This window comes from Thalassospira sp. ABL2_045 (assembly GCF_056161285.1).
In genome coordinates, this window is sequence record NZ_JBSWYV010000009.1 from 64,650 (window position 1) to 82,136 (window position 17,487).

The following is a 17,487-nucleotide window of genomic DNA, read 5'->3' on the forward strand; positions in this document are numbered from 1 at the left end:
CTTCGGAGGATAAATGTATACCCGGTTTTCCCAGCTCCCTCTGACAGGGGTCAAGGTTATCGATTTTGGCCAGTATATCGCAGGCCCGGCCGTGGCGATGTTGCTTGGTGATCTTGGTGCAACGGTCGTTCATATCGACCCGCCGGGTGGCCCGATGTGGGACAGTCCGGCAAATGCGACGCTTAATCGCAACAAGGTGATCCTCAATCTGGACCTGAAGTCCGACGAGGGCCGTGAGCAGGCACACGCCCTTTGCGCCGAGGCCGACATCATCATCGAAAATTTCCGCCCCGGAAAATTCGCCAAGCTCGGGTTTGATTTTGCCAAGATGCGCGAGGAACGCCCGGAGCTGATTACCCTTTCGGTGCCGGGATTTGCGTCCAACGACGAAGAACGTCGCGAACAGCGTGCATTTGAAAGCATCGTTGCTGCGAGCTCCGGCGTTTTCACCGATATGGGGCTTAACCGTGTGTTGATGGGCCTTAACCCGTCATTTTCGCCCTTGCCACTGTCATCGGCCTACGCGGCACAAATTGCCGCGTCTTCGGTTGTTCTGGCCCTGCAATCGCGCCAGATTACCGGATTGGGCGATCAGATCGAAGTGCCGCTGGCCGCAGCCATCATGGAAGGGCTTTGCTATAATTCGATCAAGATATCGGACATTCCCAAACGCTATCTGACCCAGCGCGAACTCGAAATCGAACGCAGACGTATCGAAGGTCTGCCGATGAATGTCAGCTACGATGAACTTCAGGAACTTCTTGATCCGTTCTTCAGAAGCTACATGTGCAAGGATGGCCGGATGTTCTATGTGGTCTGCCCAAGCCACAAATATCACGCCAAACGCTGTCTGGAGGTTCTTGGGCTTTATGACGAACTGGTCGCCGATGGCCTGACATCCGAAGAAGACACCTATAAACCACAAAGTGAATGGACCTCCGAAACGTCGCTTGGCGTTTATCCGATGCCAAAGGACTGGGCGGACAAGATTGCCGCGCGCATGAAGGAAGTCTTCATGACCCGGACATCGCATGAATGGAAAAAGATGTTTGGTCGCGGCGGCATTCCGGGCGCCCCGCAACGCTGGCTTCAAGAATGGATCCACGATGAATATGCCGAAGGATCCGGCTTGATGATTGATACGTGGGATCCTGAATACGGCGAAATGACCACGCCCGGTCCCGTCGTCTGGATGGAAGAAAGCGGCGAAGAAGCGCTTAAACCCCAACCACGCCGCTGGGTGGATTTCAACGAAGCGCTCAAGATCCTCAAAAAACATCGCACCGAGATTCCCGACCCGGAGGACGCAATTGAGCAGGAAGGCTGGCTTTCAGGGGTCAAGATCCTTGATCTCTGCAATGTCATTGCCGGGCCACATGCGGCCTGCTACCTGGCGCGCTTCGGGGCCGAGGTCATCAAACTTGATCCGTCGGTGCCGATGTATGACAGCTGGAACACCGTGATCTATGGCCTGTCACAGATGCGTGGCAAAAAATCGATCCTGGCTGACATCAAATCTGAACACGGTCGCAAGGTTTTTGAAGATCTCGTGAAATCGGTTGATGTCATCATCTGGAACGCCCCGGATGGCCAGATCAAGCGTGTGGGACTTGATGCCGAAAACCTGCGCAAGCTCAACCCCAATGCCATCTTCTGCAAGCTCGATTGCTTTAGCGGCGTCAATCGCGGCGTGCGCACCGACTATATCGGCTATGACGATCTGGTGCAGGCCGCAACCGGCATCATGTTGCGGTTTGGCGGTGCGATGGACCGCCCCGAAGAACACGCCCATGTTGGCACGATTGATGTCATGTGCGGCTTTGGCGGGGCACTTGCTGTTGCGGCCGCCCTGTATCAGAAATACCGCTTCGGGCGGATCGGGCGCGGCAGAACGTCGCTTACCGCCAATAGCGGACTTTTGCAGATTCCCTTTTCCTATGATTACCGGGGCCGTGGATTGTTTGACGAACCGTCCGGGCCGGACATGAACGGCAATGATGACCTGAACCGCTTCTATAGCACCGCATCAGGCATCTATTTGTTGCTCAGCGCCTATGAAGACGATATCCCACGGTTTCGCGCGGTCGAAGGGCTTGAAGACCTGCCAGATGTGCCGGTCGAAGAACGCGCGGTCTATCTTGCAACCGCCTTTCAGACCATGCCCGCAGCCGAATGGATTGAACGCCTGCATGCAGCGGATATCGGGGCGGCGATCTGCGACAATATCGATGCCTTGCGTGCTGAAAACACCCGTGAGGCCGATGGCAAACCCGGGACAGAGAATGGCAGTTATTCCTTCTCGGTTTATCCCGACCACCCCAGCGGCCATGAAGTCATTCAGCTTGACCCGTATGCAGTCCGGACAACCCGTTCAAAGGTTGTTGCTCTGGCCCCGTCGGAAAAATTTGGCACCTCAACGCGCGATATCCTCAAGGATCTGGGCTATGCCGATCAGGCGATTGAAGCAATGCTGAAATCCGGGGATCTCAGTGAATCCTGGAGTGCAGAATACATTCCGAGCTGACCCGTATTCCGGCGCGTCTGGCTGTGGCCAATCGCCAACCAACAGGGGTGTGTTCTCGATCTCTTTCCTTCAGGGCATCATTGCACCAGAGTAATCCGTGCAACTGACCCCTGCAGGATGTATCTCCGTGACACCACACGCGGAGGGCCATGCGATCTCCCCCCGTTCGTAGTGTGGCTGCAACATCTTGCGCCTTTCGGCATCATACCCCGAAAGGCATCAACGCCCGGGCCTCCCACCCGGGCGTTTTCTTTGTACAACTCACCCCGATAAATGCCAGTTGCGACTTATCATTATTGAACTTTAAATTAAATAATTTGAATGTTCGAATATTTATTCATTGAGTTGATATACATCAGGGTTGCTCAACTCCATTATTGGTGTAGTACCCGAACCACCAAAATGGGAGAGACCAAATGAAATCCCGTCAATTTCTAACCAAAACCCTTCTGTCGACCGTTGCGGCATGTGCCCTTGGCGGTGCGGCGATCGCGGCAGAACCAGCCGAACTTCGTGAGAGCGCGCTGGACTATTTTGAAGTCATTCCGTCGATGGTTCCCGCCATCGAAGGCAATGCCGTCACCCGTGAAAAGGTTGAGCTGGGCAAGATGCTGTTCTTCGAACCGCGTCTGTCATCCAGTGCGATCATTTCATGCAACACGTGCCATAACCTTGGCATGGGTGGGGATGACAATCTGGAAACCTCCATCGGGCATGGCTGGCAAAAAGGCCCGCGTAATGCACCAACGGTTTTGAACGCCGTCTTCAACGAAGCCCAGTTCTGGGATGGTCGCGCCGACGATCTTAAGGAACAGGCCAAAGGCCCGGTTCAGGCCGGCGTTGAAATGGCCAGCACGCCAGAACGTGTTGTCACGGTGCTAAAATCCATGCCGGAATATGTCGAACGGTTCCAGACCGCCTTCCCCGGCGAAGATGATCCGGTGACATTCGACAATATGGCAAAGGCCATCGAGGCATTCGAGGCAACCCTGATCACACCAGCATCCCGGTTTGACCAGTTCCTTGAAGGCAACGATAGCATCCTGACCGAAACCGAGATGACGGGCCTTGAACTGTTCATCGATACCGGTTGCGCATCCTGTCACAACGGGGTGAATGTCGGTGGCACCGGATATTATCCGTTCGGTGTTGTCGAAAAACCGGGTTCGGAAATCTTGCCGCCGGATGACAAGGGGCGCTTTGCTGTCACCCAGACTGCGGATGATGACTATGTCTTCCGGGCAGGTCCGCTGCGTAACATTGCGCTGACCGCGCCATATTTCCATTCCGGCAATGTCTGGAATCTGGAGCAGGCCGTCGCAATCATGAGCAGCTCTCAGCTTGGCGCTGAACTGTCTGATGAGGAAGTCAAAGCCATTACCGCCTTCCTTTACACCCTGACCGGCGAAGTACCGCAGGTAACCTATCCGATCCTGCCGCTCAGCAGCGAGGACACACCCAAACCGGAAGCCATGATCGCCAATTGATCAACGCTGCCGCGATCTTTCGCCCCCCGCCAATCATTTTTGGCGGGGGTTTCCTGTACCTTCAAAAGAAATCCGGCCCCTGCAAAGCAGGGACCGGCGAGGTCGCACGCAAGCATCGGCTTGCCGGGGTCGGGGGAACTATGTGCGACCAAGTCAAAAATTCCAAATGCGTCTAGTGACCGCCTCCCCCGCCTGCCGTGGCACGGGGCGGTTTGGCAAAGGGCAGCAACAGAAACGCAATCAGGAAGGCTGCCGCCATTGCCAGATAGACGTCGTTGAACGAAATGATCGAGGCTTCCCGATTGACGATACCGACGATGAATTTCATCGCCGCCGCATGCGGGTCAGGCAGGCCCATCTCGCTATATCGCGCCGTGATGGTCGCCAGATAATCCTTGAACGCCTTGCTGGCCGGATTGATGTGATCTGAAAGGATCGAGAAGTGATAATCGATCCGCTTGTCCAGCAGCGTATTGATAGCAGCCATGCCAATCGCCCCGCCAAGATTGCGCATCAGGTTGTAAAGCCCGCTGGCATTCTTTATTTTTTCCGGCGGCAAGGTACCCAGTGCCAGGTTGGTCACAGGTAACATGCAGAACATCAAGGCTGCACCGCGCACGATCTGCGGCAGGATCAGCTCGTTGAATGAAACCTCACTGGTATTGAACCCGTGCATGAAAAGCCCTGTCGCAAACAGCACAAGGCCAGTCCCCAACACAACGCGCGGCGGATATTTCGCCGTCATCTTTCCGGCAATCGGGGCCGACAGGAACTGGGTAATCCCGGTAACGGCCATGATCACGCCAATTTCAAGACTGTCATACCCGCGCACCCGGCCGAGCATCAGCGGCATGACATAGACACTGCCATACAGCCCGACGCCTAGCGTAAAGCTGAACACGCACCCCATGGTGAAGTTGCGATCGGCAAAGGATTTCAGATCCACAATCGGCTTGTCATAGGTAAACATCCGCCAGAAGAAATAGATCCCGGCAAGCACACAGGTAATCGTGCCATAGATGATGGCGGTTTCATCAAACCAGTCATCTTTAGGACCTTCATCCAGGACATATTCCAGACTGCCGAGAAACACCGCCATCGATAAAAGCCCGCGCAGATCAAAACCCTTGAGCAAGCCGATATCACCACGGTCCACACGCAATGTCATGGCAACAACGGCCGCAATCATCAGGCCGGGAATGACATTGATCAGAAACAGCCAGTGCCATGACAGCGACTGGGTCAGGAACCCACCCAAGGTCGGGCCAATGGTCGGGGCCATGGTGGCAATCAACCCGGTCATAACCGAGGCTGCATTGCGTTTTTCCGGCGGAAAGATGATGTAGGTCGTGGCAAAGACGGTCGGGATCATTGCCCCGCCCAAGAAGCCCTGCATCGCGCGGAACCAGATCATGCTTTCGATCGACCAGGCAAAGGCCGATGCCACCGACATCACCGTGAAGCCAAGGGCAGAAATCACAAACAACCAACGCGTTGACATCAGCCGCGACAAAAATCCCGAAAGCGGGATCATCACCACTTCGGCAATCAGATAGCTCGTCTGGACCCAGCCGATCTCATCGGGGCTTGCGGACAGGCCCGCCTGAATGTTTTCAAGCGAACTGGCAACAATCTGAATATCAAGGATCGCCAGAAACATGCCGACGACCATCGCCACCCAGCCAACAAACTGGGCGGTATCCATCGGCTTTGTTTCGTGGGTTGCGGGGGATGCCGGGCTGGCGGTTGCCATCAGTTAAGCTCCGAAAGTTCCGCAGTCGGAATCACACCCTTTGCAAGACCAACACCGGCAACTTCCTGATTGCCGTTGGCATTACGGGTATCAACGCTGACCACCACCGAAAGACCCGGTCGCAATGCCTTGGCCCATTCGCTGTCATTAAGTTCAATGCGAACCGGGACACGCTGGGTGATTTTGGTGAAGTTTCCGGTGGCGTTTTCCGGCGGCAAAAGGCTGAACTGCGCGCCCGTCGCCGGTGCAAAGCTTGCGATATGGCCGACGATTTCGGCATCGGGGAAGGCATCGACCTCAACCGCGACCTTCTGGCCAGGTGCCATGTGGCTGATCTGGGTTTCCTTGAAATTGGCGACGATATAGGTACCCGGCAGCGGTACCAGCACCAGAAGCTGTTCGCCCGGCTGGACCAAGGCTCCGGTCTGGACCGACCGGTTGCCAACGACACCATCAAACGGCGCATAAATGCGGGTATCATCAAGCGCCTGCTGTGCCAGATCGCGTGCGGCTTCGGCCTGTCTTACGGCACGCTCGGCCTCGATTTTCTGGGCCTGCAACACACCAAGGCGGCCTTTCTCAACCGCCAAGGTTGCATTGGCGGCCGCTACCTGTGCCTGCGCGCTCTCGCGGTCCGCCTTGGCGTATTCAAATTTTTGGCGGCTGGCCGCACCTTTTTTGACCAGATCGTCATAGCGTTTGAAGTCATCGCTGGTACGTCCCAGCTCCACCCGGGCGATATCGACATTGGCTGCCGCCTGTTTAATCGCAGCCTCCTGAAGGGCGATTTGTTCTTCCATGGTGCCAACGGCAGAGCGGCTTGCTTCAAGGGCTGCTTCGGCCTCGGCCAGTTCAAGGCGGAAATCCGCATCCTTGATGGTCAAAAGCAAGTCACCCTTGCGCACCGGCTGGTTTTCCGCCACCCGCAAATCCCCGACATAGCCCGACACTTTGGGCGATACGGCGACCTCATCGGCCTGCAGATAGGCGTTATCGGTACTTTCATGGTACTGACCTTCGGTCATCCAGTAGTACCCGTAATATCCACCGCCACCGATAATCGCCGCTGCGATCAGGGGCAGGATGATCTTCTTCACACTCATTGCCTGATTTTTCCTTTTGGTATTGATCAGTACCATTTCGGAATTTATGGTACTAACCAGTACCAAACGTCAAGTCCGGAATCGGAAAACCCCTGTGCCAGACAGCAAAAAGATTGATCCCAGAACCCTGAAACGCCGCGAAGCCATGATCGAAGCAGCGCGCGAATTGTTTTGCGAACATGGGCTTGCGGGCACGACACTGGAAATGATCACGGCCGAGGCCGGCGGATCACGCCGCACGATTTACGAGCTGTTTGGCAACAAGGACGGGGTGTTTGAGGCGGTCATTCGTGATTGCACGGGTCGAGTCACATCCATGCTGGCCGATCTCGATCTGGCGCAAAAGCCGTTGCGCGATGCGCTGATCGAGTTTGGCGAAACCCTGATGACGATGCTGACCACGTCCGAAACCATTCGCTATTTGCGTCTGTATCTTTCGGAAGTGCCGCGTTTCCCGCATCTGGGAAAGGTCTTTTATGAAAGCGGCCTGATGACGGGGCGGCGGATCATTACCGACTATTTCGAAAACCAGATGGCGTTGGGCAATTTCCCCAAGTGCAATGCTGCCCAGGCGGCAGTATTTTTCACAAGCCTGCTGAAGGCCGATTACGATTTTCGCCAGATGACCTATGTCGGCTGGGAACCGCAGGCCAATGACCTGCATGAACATGTTATTGCGGCGGTCGATATGTTTTTACGCGGCTATGGCGTCAGCCAAACGGACGCCAATTGAAAAACAGGTCTATCCTTCACACAAACCTGTCACGCAGCAAGCCGCAACGTCCAATCAACCAATAACCATGCAACCATGAATCTTCTGGCAATCAGCGTTGTGGTTTTTTCGGCATGAAGCCATCTCTGTAGGTCACCATCTCAGGCGCGCGCGGCTTTTCAGGATTAGGCTTGTCTTCCGAACTTTTGTTTTCTTCCGGATTTTTCTTCTCTTCACCCATGTCAGTTCATCCATTCCAACAAAGTTTCCAACCCAAACATCCTGCTAACTGTCTCAGTTGCAGCACAACCAAAAGTCAACAACACAGCAAAAACAAAAAACTTGCTCGCATTATATAAGCATCCAGATTTCTGAACATTATTTCTTGAATTATTTCCGGCAGCAGCCGCATATTTATCAACCAAATCGCGCAACACTTCTTGTCCCGCGATTTCCTCAGACTTTTCCTCATCCGTATCTGAATAGTATTTTACCAAACCTTTATAATGACCATGCAACTCATCAAGATGAGGAACCCGCTTGTAAAAATACCCTAGTCTGTATCTGACAAGGCAGTACACACCGGGTACGATGCATGTAAAAAAAACAACCGCAATCCATGCAAGAAAAAACCAACCTACCCCGGTAAGTGGCAAGGGTATTTTTTCAAGCACGTAAATATTCATCACAAAAACTGCGGACAGCATTGCCATCGGTATTCCGGCCGAATTCTCTAATCTCGCCTGAACATCAAATTCGTGGAGATAGAGGTCTTTATAAATCGACAACATATAATCTTTTACTTCCACTTCTTGACCTCCTCTCATATTCAAACAATAGCATCAAGTAGGCGAATTATGAAATAATATTCCCCGCTTAAGTAGAAATAAATAACTCACTCAAGAACATTCGCAACATGGTCCCCCGACCCCGTTTCCGTGCCTTTGCCACACCCGTTAATTAAACAGGGTCAGCAACCGCCAGGCAATCGGACCAAGCATGGTCAGAATGCCAATCCACATCATCACCACACCCCAGTTGCGGTCACGGTTGGTAAAGCCAAAACCAAGCAGGCAAAAACCAATCACACAAACCACAAGCACAGCGATGTTTTCGGTTATCGTCAGATCCATCACAGTTCCCCTTTGATGAATTACCGGGTAGCGGAGTCTCCCCCATTCACCGGCAACAGGAAGACGATATCGCCTAACTGACCGGCTGGTCATTGATCCGGATCAGAAAAATCAGCCGCACAAAGCCGATAGGCCATTTTTTTGAATATTTCGGCAAATTCGCCTAACCGATCAGGATTATTGCACTTTTTAGCACGCAAAATCGCCAAAAATCGCGTCTGGAAAGCGCGGGTTTCCGGGTTTCGTGGCCCTCATCACATTGTTGTATCCCAGCCCTCTTTGATTTTTGGGTGGCTTACTGTATGTTGCGCACTCCCGACGCGGCCAGGGCGCTCCCTCGCGCGCCGGAAGACAGAGATTTAACCATCTTGAATGGCAGCCGCGCTGCATGTCGGCCGCGGCCAGCAAGGGAGTATTCTATGAGCAAGATTCAAGTTAAGAATCCGATCGTCGAACTTGACGGCGATGAGATGACCCGGATCATCTGGGATTTCATCAAAAACAAACTGATCCTTCCGTATCTCGACATTGACCTGAAATACTATGATCTTTCGGTTCAGAAACGTGACGAGACCGACGACCAAATCACCATTGATGCGGCAAACGCCATCAAGGAACACCGCGTTGGTGTCAAATGCGCAACCATCACCCCCGATGAGCAGCGCGTTGAAGAATTTGATCTGAAAAAGATGTGGAAGTCGCCGAACGGCACCATCCGTAACATCATTGGCGGTACCGTGTTCCGTCAGCCGATCATCTGCTCGAACGTTCCGCGTCTGGTTCCGGGTTGGACCCAGCCGATCGTCATTGGCCGTCATGCTTTCGGTGACCAGTACCGTGCGACCGACTTCAAGGTTCCGGGCGCAGGTAAGCTGACCATCAAGTTCCAGCCGGCAGACGGCGGCGAAGTGATCGAGCACGAAGTCTTCGACTTCCCGTCCTCGGGCGTTGCCATGTCGATGTACAACCTTGATGACTCCATCAAGGGCTTCGCACGTGCTTGCATGAACTACGGTCTTAACCTCGGGTGGCCGGTCTACCTGTCGACCAAGAACACCATCATGAAAGCCTATGACGGCCGCTTCAAGGACCTGTTCGAAGAAGTCTACCAGGAAGAATTCAAGGACAAGTTCGAAGCCGCTGGCATCACCTACGAACACCGCCTGATCGATGACATGGTTGCATGTGCGATGAAATGGAACGGTGGTTTCGTCTGGGCTTGTAAGAACTATGACGGCGACGTTCAGTCCGACACCGTTGCACAGGGCTTCGGCTCGCTCGGTCTGATGACCTCTGTTCTGATGACCCCGGATGGGCAGACAGTCGAAGCAGAAGCTGCACACGGCACCGTGACCCGTCACTATCGTCAGCACCAGCAGGGCAAAGAAACCTCGACCAACCCGATTGCGTCGATCTTTGCCTGGTCGCAGGGTCTTAAGTACCGTGGTGAGTTCGATGGCACCCCGGAAGTCGTCAAGTTTGCTGAAACCCTTGAAAAAGTCTGCGTCGACACCGTCGAAGCCGGCTTCATGACCAAGGATCTGGCACTGCTGATCGGCCCGAACCAGAAATGGCTGACCACCAACCAGTTCCTCGACAAACTGGACGAAGGTCTGAAAGCTGCAATGGGCTGATCGATCTGATCAGACTGGCAGTTTCGCCAATCAGGAAAACCCCTGCCGGGCAACTGGCAGGGGTTTTCTTATTTTACGGGGATGTCGGGCAAATCTTTCAGTATTCAACTTGTGCCAGAATTTCGGCCAGAGCCCCATCTTGTCGCATCAGAGCAAGGCCATTATTGAACTCTGCCAGAATTTCCTCGGCCTGAGGATGGTTTTTGCCAACGATGAAGTGAAGTGGCATATCAGACAGCCCCTCCTCAACATGATCGAAATCCTCGACAGGAAGCTCTGCCGCGGCAATGGAGGCCAATGCTTCAGGAATGGGGGAAACGACACTGTCCACACGCCCGGCCGCCAGCGACTTGAAGCAGGTTTTCATATCCGGTGCCGAAAGGCGGATGGCCTGCCCGGTTGAGAACATGCGTCCGGTATTGCCAAGCTCGGCATACCCCAGGGGCAAACACAAGGTCTTGCCGACAAGATCAAGATTATCCTCGAACCATTCATATTTCTTGGCGTACCAGCCATAGGCCGTCAGGTTCATGATCGGATCGGAAAACAAAACCGATTTCCCGCGCGCGCGGGTAAAGGCATAGGGGAAGGATCCCGCAACCTTCCCCTCAGACGTCATCTCAAACCCCTTGGGCCAGGAACGCCAGATGACCTCGACATTCTCATATCCCGCCATCTCAAAGCTTTGGCGCACGACCTGTGTGATAATGCCACCGCCCTCAAATGCCCGATCAGAGAAGGGCGGGAAAGAGTCCCCTGTCACAAGGCGAATGTCGCGGTCTTCGGTCGCATGAACAGCAAACGACACGACCATCACCAGCAAAACCGGCATCCGGGTTACAAAACGCTGCAAGGCGTCCATCATTCTGGCAGCCACCTCCCTATTCATACACTGGTATAGTGCAGATAGTAGTTTGTCACCGTCATTGCGACATTGTCATTGAGACATGACAACATCCCCCGAACGCAAAAACGCCCCGACCGGCAAAGATCGGGGCGTATTGGACGATTGAGAAATCGTTTTATCGATCAGGATGCGGCCTTGCGGACAAAAGTGCCACGCTGGAAATCGTCAAAGGCCTGCATCAGTTCCTGTTTGCTGCTCATGACGAACGGGCCATAGCGCACAACCTGCTCGTGGATCGGACGTGCCGCAATCACCAGCATCCGGCCACCGTCAGCACCACCTTTAAGGGTTACACCATCACCGTCCTTCAGGATCGCCAGATGGTGGGTCGGAACATCCGTCCCGGCAACAACCGCATCACCGACAAAGACATAAACCACCGCCGTGTGGCCCTCGGGCAGCGGAACCGTTACTTCGGCCCCGACATCAAGTTTGGCATCGACAAAGACCGGGTCGGTGGAAATGCCGTTGATCGGGCCGGTTGCCCCATGCATTGATCCCGCCAGCAGACGCAGCTTGGCACCATCGACAGGGGAAACTTCCGGCAGTTCATCTGGTTCCATATTCTGGTAGCGCGGATCGATCATCTTGTCCTTGGCGGGCAAATTGATCCAAAGCTGGAACCCCTGCAACAGACCGTTTTGCTGTTCCGGGATCTCTGAATGCACAATCCCGCTTCCGGCCGTCATCCATTGACCGCCCCCCGAACGCAAGACACCCTCATTGCCCATGCTGTCCTTGTGGCGCATGGCACCTTCGACCATATAGGTCACGGTTTCAAACCCGCGATGGGGATGTTCGGGAAAGCCTGCGATATATTCATCCGGGTTATCGGTCGAAAGCGAGTCCAGCATCAGGAACGGATCAAGCATATCAAGCTGCGGCGTTCCGATGGACCGGCGCAGCGATACCCCCGCACCATCAGACGTATCCATCGCGCGCAACACCCGCTCAACACCCCGTGCGTTTTTAACGGTCTCAGACATTTCAAAATCTCCTGTGCCTGTCGGCAATTCTGCCGGACAACTTTTCATGGCAGGCATGGTCGCACAAAACTGTCGCCAAACAAGACCCAATCAGGCACCTGATTGTTTATCAAATGGCAACAAAAAAGGCAGCGCAGGAAACCTGCGCTGCCTTGATGTGTCTTGCGGATCGCTTGAACTTAGCTGGCAAGCTTGGCTGCAAGTTCGGCAACATGCTTGCCCTGGAACTTGGCGATGGCCAGTTCGTTCGCAGACGGCTGACGGGAACCGTCGCCACCGGCAAGGGTGGTCGCGCCATAAGGCGTACCGCCGGTGATTTCGTCCATGTTGCTCAGTTCCGGGCAGCTATAGGGCACACCGGCAATCACCATGCCATGATGCATCAGGGTGATGTGGGTCGAGGTGATGGTGGTTTCCTGACCGCCATGCTGGGTCGCGGTGGATGCGAAAACAGAACCGACCTTGCCGATCATCTTGCCTTCGGCCCACAGACCGCCGGTCTGATCGAGGAAGTTACGCATCTGCGACGCCATATTGCCAAAGCGGGTCGGCACACCAAAGATGATCGCGTCGTAATCGGCCAGTTCTGCCGGGGTTGCTTCCGGTGCGGCCTGGTCAAGCTTGGCACCAGCAGATTTTGCAACGTCTTCGGGCATGATTTCCGGAACGCGTTTGACATCAACATGCGTGCCAGCAACGCCGCGTGCGCCTTCTGCCACCGCGTTTGCCATCGTTTCGATATGTCCATACATCGAATAGTAAAGAACCAGTACTTTTGCCACGTTGGCCTCCTTGGTGAATAAATTTCCGCCACATGATGGCGTCAGATTGTCCGCCTGAAAACGGCCAGCTTGGAAACAAACTGTTCGTGATCAGGACGAAACGCGATTATCAAAAAGATCAGGCATCCGGATTGCGCGCGAGATACTGCACAACCTGATCGGGGAAGTCGGTAAAGATGCCATCGATCCCGGCATCATCGAAAATCGCCTTGAGCGCGATCTGCATATCGCCCGCCCATTTCGGCAGCTGATCGGCCCGCAGGGTATAGGGATGCACTTTCAATTGCGCGCGCTGGGCGGCAATCAGGGTTGGCGTCATGATCGCCGTGCCATTCGCGCTCAGCCCTTCGATCACTTGCGGCAACCAAGGGCCGATGCCATCGACGACACGCGCCATTTCGACCACGCCTTCATCGGATTTCAAATAGTCATAATCCGTGCCTTCCGGCGGGCCCCAGCGGTTTTCACCGAGAAGCTGCACCAGCTTGCCCTGATAATTGAGCTCTTCGCGGATACGTTTGGTTTCCGTCCAGTCAAAACACTGCACGAAGGCATTTGAGTCCGGGTTGTTATAGCCCCACTGCTCCATCACCGTAATGACGGTTTTGGCAATATCCTGCCCTTCTTCGTTATGGAAAGCCGGATCCTTGATTTCCGGATAAATCCCGACATCCCGTCCGGTGGAATGGTTCAGGCCCTGAATGAGTTTGATTTCTTCTTCCAGCGTCGGGATTTTGAACATCCCGAAGTCCCCCGGGAAGCGATCGGCATAAACCTGCTTGCCGGTATCGGCCTTGAACCGTTCGGTCACGTTCAGCGTTTTGAGCTCCGCCAGCGTGAAATCAATCGCGTAATAGCGCCCGTCTTCACGTTTGCGCGCCGGGAATTTTTCGGCAACGTCGGTGGTGGTATCAATATGGATGTCATGCAGGATCACCGGCACGCCGTCCTTGGACAAAACCACATCCTGTTCGATGTAATCGGCTCCCATGCCATAGGCCAATGCCTTGGCCGCAAGGGTATGTTCGGGCAAATAGCCGGATGCCCCGCGATGGGCGATCACCACCATTTCCTGATCAAGTGCCTGCGCATTGGCAGAGTGCATCGCACCGGAAATCGGCATCAAACTCACGGCGGCAAAACCGCCAAATGCCAGCAACGTCGACCTGATCAATTTGCTCATCTGCATCCCGGGTTTCCTTATCCAGTGTCCTTTTGTGATCGAGGACTATAGGCGCCGATTGGCAGCACAGAAACGCGTCACCACGTCTTGCACGCAATCTTCATCAAACTGTTACGTAGGAAATGAACGCCCGCCTAACGGTTAAGTTCCCCGGTCATGCGATCCAGTCCGTCAAGGGTCAGCGGGAACATCCGGCCTTCCATCAGCTTGTGCATGATCTGGATCGATTGATGATGCCGCCACCAGTTTTCCGGTTGCGGATTGATCCAGGCGGCATGTTCGAAATGCTCGAGCAAGCGCTGCATCCACACCGCACCTGCTTCGGCATTCCAGTATTCCACAGCACCCCCGGGATAGGTGATTTCATAGGGGCTCATGGTGGCATCGCCGACGATCACCAGTTTGTAATCCGCGCCATAGGTGTTGATCACATCCCATGTCGAAACCTGTTCGTTCCAGCGCCGCGCATTGTCCTTCCACAGTCCTTCATAGGGGCAATTGTGGAAGTAGTAATATTCCAGATGCTTGAATTCGGTTTTGACGGCTGAAAACAGTTCTTCACAGACCTTGATGTGATCATCCATTGATCCACCAATATCAAACAGCATCAAGACCTTGACCGCGTTATGGCGTTCGGGACGCATTTGCACATCAAGCCAGCCCCGACGCGCGGTGGATGTAATGGTACCCGGCAGATCCAGCTCATCCGCCGCCCCGGTCCGCGCCCATTTGCGCAAACGGCGCAGGGCCACCTTGATGTTGCGCGTACCGATTTCGACACTGTCATCAAGGTTCTTGAATTCCCGCTTGTCCCAGACTTTGACCGCCCGACGATGACGGGATTTATCCTGCCCGATGCGCACCCCTTCGGGGTTATAGCCATAGGCGCCGAACGGTGATGTCCCGGCCGTCCCGATCCATTTGTTGCCGCCCTGATGGCGGCCCTTTTGTTCTTCAAGACGCTGTTTAAGCGTCTCCATCAGTTTTTCCCAACCGCCAAGTGCTTCGATCTCGGCCTTTTCTTCGTCACTCAGGAATTTCTCGGCAAGCTTTTTAAGCCATTCCTCGGGGATTTCGGTCTTTTCGACCTCGTCCATGCCCTCAGCCAAGTCAATCACGCCTTTGAAATGCTCGGAAAATACGCGATCAAATTTGTCGAGATGGCGTTCGTCCTTCACCAGGGCCGAACGCGCCAGATAATAGAAATCCTCTACCGAATAGCCAGCCAGCCCCTTTTCAACGGCCTCAAGCAAGGTCAGATATTCGCGCAAGCTGACCGGCACGCGCGCATCTTTAAGCTTATAAAAAAAGCCGATAAACATCGGACCTAGCGCCCTTCGCGCCGGGCCATGAAGGCAAGCCGTTCAAACAGATGCACGTCCTGTTCGTTTTTCAGCAACGCCCCGTGCATCGGTGGCACGGCGGTCTTGGCATCCTTGGCGCGAAGCGCTTCGGGCGGCAGGTCTTCGGCCATCAGAAGCTTCAACCAATCCAGCAGCTCGGAGGTTGATGGCTTTTTCTTCAGCCCCGAGACCTCCCGCATATCATAGAAAAGGTTGAGTGCCTCACCCACCAGACGTTTCTGGATACCGGGGTAATGCACCTCGATGATCTCGGCCATGGTGTCCGCATCCGGGAAGCGGATGTAATGGAAGAAACAGCGACGCAGGAACGCGTCTGGCAGTTCCTTTTCATTATTGGATGTGATGATCACGATCGGGCGGTTGGTCGCCTTCACCGTCTGCTGGGTCTCATAGACAAAGAACTCCATGCGGTCGAGTTCCTGCAGCAGGTCATTGGGGAACTCAATATCGGCCTTGTCGATCTCGTCAATCAGAAGAACAGGTGCTTCGCCCTCTGCCTCAAAGGCTTCCCACAGTTTGCCTTTGACGATGTAATTGCCGATATCATGGACGCGCTCATCGCCCAGCTGACTGTCACGCAGACGCGACACCGCATCATATTCATATAGCCCCTGCTGGGCACGCGTGGTGGATTTGATCGACCAGGTAATCAGTTCCTTGCCAAGCGATTTGGCAATTTCTTCGGCCAGAACGGTCTTGCCGGTGCCTGGCTCCCCCTTGACCAGAAGCGGTCTTTGCAACGTGATCGCGGCGTTGACGGCCACCATCAAGTCTTCGGTTGCGACGTAATTTTCCGTACCCTGAAACTTCATTTTTGCCCTGCAACACAAATTGACGTTTGCGTTAACCTAGATTGTTGCACGGCTCATCGCAAGGCAGATGCCACAAGAAGATTTTCGTTCTACGCCCGGCGCAGGGCAGCAGCGGGACTTTCACCATACCAGTCACGATAGGAGCGCGAAAAGTTGCTGACATGGGCAAAACCGACGGCGGCGGCAACCTGCTTGACGCTCATCCCGCCCTCACGCAGCAAGTCACGTGCGCGTTTCATCCGCTCATGACGCATAAATTCCGAAAAACTTTTACCGGTTTCCTGACGAAACAGACTGTTCAGTCGGTTTGGCGTCATATGGTTGTCTGCGGCCAACTGTTCGATGGATATCGCAGCGCCTGGGTCTTCTGACATCAACGCGATCACGCTATCGACAATCGATTTATCAAGCTCTGTCAGCCCCAAAGGCGCGCTGACGTCCTGCGTCTGTTGCGCATAAATGTCGATGACCTCGCCCAAAAACAGGCTCGCCAGACCATCAAGCTTCAAAAGCCGTCCCGGCCCGGCAACATGGCTGGAAAACATGGCACTGACGATACTGCGAATACGGTTACTGATCGCAATCGGGCGTATATCCACCACATCCTGACGGTCGGATGAAAACGGCGCCAGGCTTTCGGGCATTTCATCCCCGAAACGCTGTTTTAGGGGTGCAAGGGGTATCGCCACACCGGCATGACGTATCAGTTGATCTTCTGGCAGGAAATAACGGGTTCCGAACGGATCGACCCGCTTGATCATGCCGACATCGGGCGTCATCTGATAACGCTTGCCATGCGGGCTTTCGATTTCAAGTTTGCCCATGACTGTGGCCGATCCACCAAGCCAGCCCGGCGGCAAGGAGTTACGCACATCAAACAGGGAGTTTTCCCGCACCCGTAATTCAGCGCGATGCAAAAGCATGCCATTGCCGAAATGAAGCCGTTCAACTCGGCCCTGCACACCGGGAAGCTCGAACAATTCACCATCGGCCAGCCTGAGCTCGCCCATACTGGCGTTGTTGTTTTCATCCGATAGCCTGCCGAACGCATCATCCGCGTTTTGCCCGGTCTGCTGCATACCTATCCCATTCCAACCATTATTCGTA

General features: G+C 54.4%; 16 protein-coding genes. 4 read left to right on the plus strand and 12 right to left on the minus strand.

The features are described 5' to 3' along the window. Positions 1-13 precede the first annotated feature (13 nt). Positions 14-2,524 (plus strand): CoA transferase, encoded by a 2,511-nt coding sequence (locus tag ACXAIA_RS13575; RefSeq protein WP_475349796.1) that lies wholly within the window; start codon positions 14-16, stop codon positions 2,522-2,524. A 416-nt stretch (positions 2,525-2,940) separates the two neighbouring features. Then, positions 2,941-4,011, plus strand: coding sequence for a cytochrome-c peroxidase (locus ACXAIA_RS13580; RefSeq protein WP_475349797.1), 1,071 nt, complete (start codon positions 2,941-2,943; stop codon positions 4,009-4,011). 172 nt (positions 4,012-4,183) lie between these two features. Here ACXAIA_RS13580 and ACXAIA_RS13585 read toward each other — a convergent pair whose 3' ends face one another. Together ACXAIA_RS13585 and ACXAIA_RS13590 are read right to left on the minus strand one after the other, a co-directional pair. After that, a complete protein-coding gene (locus ACXAIA_RS13585; RefSeq protein WP_475349798.1) occupies positions 4,184-5,764 on the minus strand; it encodes a DHA2 family efflux MFS transporter permease subunit in 1,581 nt (526 codons plus the stop codon). Beyond that, a complete protein-coding gene (locus tag ACXAIA_RS13590; RefSeq protein WP_475349799.1) occupies positions 5,764-6,867 on the minus strand; it encodes an HlyD family secretion protein in 1,104 nt (367 codons plus the stop codon). Before ACXAIA_RS13590 ends, ACXAIA_RS13585 begins: the two co-directional genes overlap by 1 nt. A gap of 94 nt (positions 6,868-6,961) precedes the next feature. Here ACXAIA_RS13590 and ACXAIA_RS13595 point away from each other — a divergent pair, with 94 nt between their 5' ends. Next, positions 6,962-7,600, plus strand: a complete 639-nt coding sequence (locus tag ACXAIA_RS13595; protein WP_475349800.1) for a TetR/AcrR family transcriptional regulator — start codon at positions 6,962-6,964, stop codon at positions 7,598-7,600. A 91-nt stretch (positions 7,601-7,691) separates the two neighbouring features. Here the strand turns inward: ACXAIA_RS13595 and ACXAIA_RS13600 are convergent, their stop codons facing one another. The 3 genes from ACXAIA_RS13600 to ACXAIA_RS13610 form a co-directional block, all read right to left on the minus strand. Beyond that, positions 7,692-7,820, minus strand: coding sequence for a hypothetical protein (locus tag ACXAIA_RS13600; RefSeq protein ID WP_475349801.1), 129 nt, complete (start codon positions 7,818-7,820; stop codon positions 7,692-7,694). 1 nt (position 7,821) lies between these two features. After that, positions 7,822-8,388 carry a hypothetical protein gene (locus ACXAIA_RS13605; protein WP_475349802.1) on the minus strand — a complete coding sequence of 189 codons (567 nt, stop codon included), beginning with the start codon at positions 8,386-8,388 and terminating at the stop codon, positions 7,822-7,824. Between the two features lie 147 nt (positions 8,389-8,535). Further along, positions 8,536-8,712 carry a hypothetical protein gene (locus tag ACXAIA_RS13610; protein WP_475349803.1) on the minus strand — a complete coding sequence of 59 codons (177 nt, stop codon included), beginning with the start codon at positions 8,710-8,712 and terminating at the stop codon, positions 8,536-8,538. 419 nt (positions 8,713-9,131) lie between these two features. Here ACXAIA_RS13610 and ACXAIA_RS13615 point away from each other — a divergent pair, with 419 nt between their 5' ends. Next, entirely contained in the window at positions 9,132-10,346 is a 1,215-nt protein-coding gene (locus tag ACXAIA_RS13615; RefSeq protein ID WP_475349804.1) for an NADP-dependent isocitrate dehydrogenase, read from the plus strand. A 97-nt stretch (positions 10,347-10,443) separates the two neighbouring features. Here ACXAIA_RS13615 and ACXAIA_RS13620 read toward each other — a convergent pair whose 3' ends face one another. The 7 genes from ACXAIA_RS13620 to ACXAIA_RS13650 all read right to left on the minus strand — a co-directional run bounded on the left by ACXAIA_RS13620 (position 10,444) and on the right by ACXAIA_RS13650 (position 17,459). Beyond that, positions 10,444-11,211 (minus strand): substrate-binding periplasmic protein, encoded by a 768-nt coding sequence (locus ACXAIA_RS13620; RefSeq protein ID WP_475349805.1) that lies wholly within the window; start codon positions 11,209-11,211, stop codon positions 10,444-10,446. A gap of 164 nt (positions 11,212-11,375) precedes the next feature. Beyond that, complete coding sequence (locus ACXAIA_RS13625) at positions 11,376-12,239, minus strand: pirin family protein (RefSeq protein WP_475349806.1); 864 nt, start codon at positions 12,237-12,239, stop codon at positions 11,376-11,378. Positions 12,240-12,418: 179 nt separating this feature from the next. Continuing rightward, positions 12,419-13,021 carry an NAD(P)H:quinone oxidoreductase gene (gene wrbA / locus ACXAIA_RS13630; protein ID WP_475349807.1) on the minus strand — a complete coding sequence of 201 codons (603 nt, stop codon included), beginning with the start codon at positions 13,019-13,021 and terminating at the stop codon, positions 12,419-12,421. 118 nt (positions 13,022-13,139) lie between these two features. Next, positions 13,140-14,204, minus strand: coding sequence for a glycerophosphodiester phosphodiesterase (gene glpQ, locus ACXAIA_RS13635; protein ID WP_475349808.1), 1,065 nt, complete (start codon positions 14,202-14,204; stop codon positions 13,140-13,142). Between the two features lie 134 nt (positions 14,205-14,338). After that, positions 14,339-15,526: a vWA domain-containing protein gene (locus ACXAIA_RS13640; RefSeq protein WP_475349809.1), complete on the minus strand. Its 1,188-nt coding sequence runs from the start codon at positions 15,524-15,526 to the stop codon at positions 14,339-14,341. 5 nt (positions 15,527-15,531) lie between these two features. Then, a complete protein-coding gene (locus ACXAIA_RS13645) occupies positions 15,532-16,380 on the minus strand; it encodes an AAA family ATPase (protein WP_475349810.1) in 849 nt (282 codons plus the stop codon). A gap of 89 nt (positions 16,381-16,469) precedes the next feature. Further along, on the minus strand, positions 16,470-17,459 hold the full coding sequence (locus tag ACXAIA_RS13650; RefSeq protein WP_475349811.1) for a helix-turn-helix transcriptional regulator: 990 nt from the start codon (positions 17,457-17,459) through the stop codon (positions 16,470-16,472). Positions 17,460-17,487 lie beyond the last annotated feature (28 nt).

Excerpts from the sequence above, each read along its gene's own strand:
- ACXAIA_RS13610 (WP_475349803.1), bottom strand. The coding sequence starts at position 8,712 with ATGGATCTGACGATAACCGAAAACATCGCTGTGCTTGTGGTTTGTGTG.
- ACXAIA_RS13615 (WP_475349804.1), top strand. The coding sequence starts at position 9,132 with ATGAGCAAGATTCAAGTTAAGAATCCGATCGTCGAACTTGACGGCGAT.
- ACXAIA_RS13580 (WP_475349797.1), top strand. The coding sequence starts at position 2,941 with ATGAAATCCCGTCAATTTCTAACCAAAACCCTTCTGTCGACCGTTGCG.
- ACXAIA_RS13600 (WP_475349801.1), bottom strand. The coding sequence starts at position 7,820 with ATGGGTGAAGAGAAGAAAAATCCGGAAGAAAACAAAAGTTCGGAAGAC.
- glpQ (WP_475349808.1), bottom strand. The coding sequence starts at position 14,204 with ATGAGCAAATTGATCAGGTCGACGTTGCTGGCATTTGGCGGTTTTGCC.
- ACXAIA_RS13650 (WP_475349811.1), bottom strand. The coding sequence starts at position 17,459 with ATGCAGCAGACCGGGCAAAACGCGGATGATGCGTTCGGCAGGCTATCG.
- ACXAIA_RS13585 (WP_475349798.1), bottom strand. The coding sequence starts at position 5,764 with ATGGCAACCGCCAGCCCGGCATCCCCCGCAACCCACGAAACAAAGCCG.
- ACXAIA_RS13590 (WP_475349799.1), bottom strand. The coding sequence starts at position 6,867 with ATGAGTGTGAAGAAGATCATCCTGCCCCTGATCGCAGCGGCGATTATC.
- ACXAIA_RS13620 (WP_475349805.1), bottom strand. The coding sequence starts at position 11,211 with ATGATGGACGCCTTGCAGCGTTTTGTAACCCGGATGCCGGTTTTGCTG.
- ACXAIA_RS13645 (WP_475349810.1), bottom strand. The coding sequence starts at position 16,380 with ATGAAGTTTCAGGGTACGGAAAATTACGTCGCAACCGAAGACTTGATG.
- ACXAIA_RS13575 (WP_475349796.1), top strand. The coding sequence starts at position 14 with ATGTATACCCGGTTTTCCCAGCTCCCTCTGACAGGGGTCAAGGTTATC.
- ACXAIA_RS13625 (WP_475349806.1), bottom strand. The coding sequence starts at position 12,239 with ATGTCTGAGACCGTTAAAAACGCACGGGGTGTTGAGCGGGTGTTGCGC.
- ACXAIA_RS13640 (WP_475349809.1), bottom strand. The coding sequence starts at position 15,526 with ATGTTTATCGGCTTTTTTTATAAGCTTAAAGATGCGCGCGTGCCGGTC.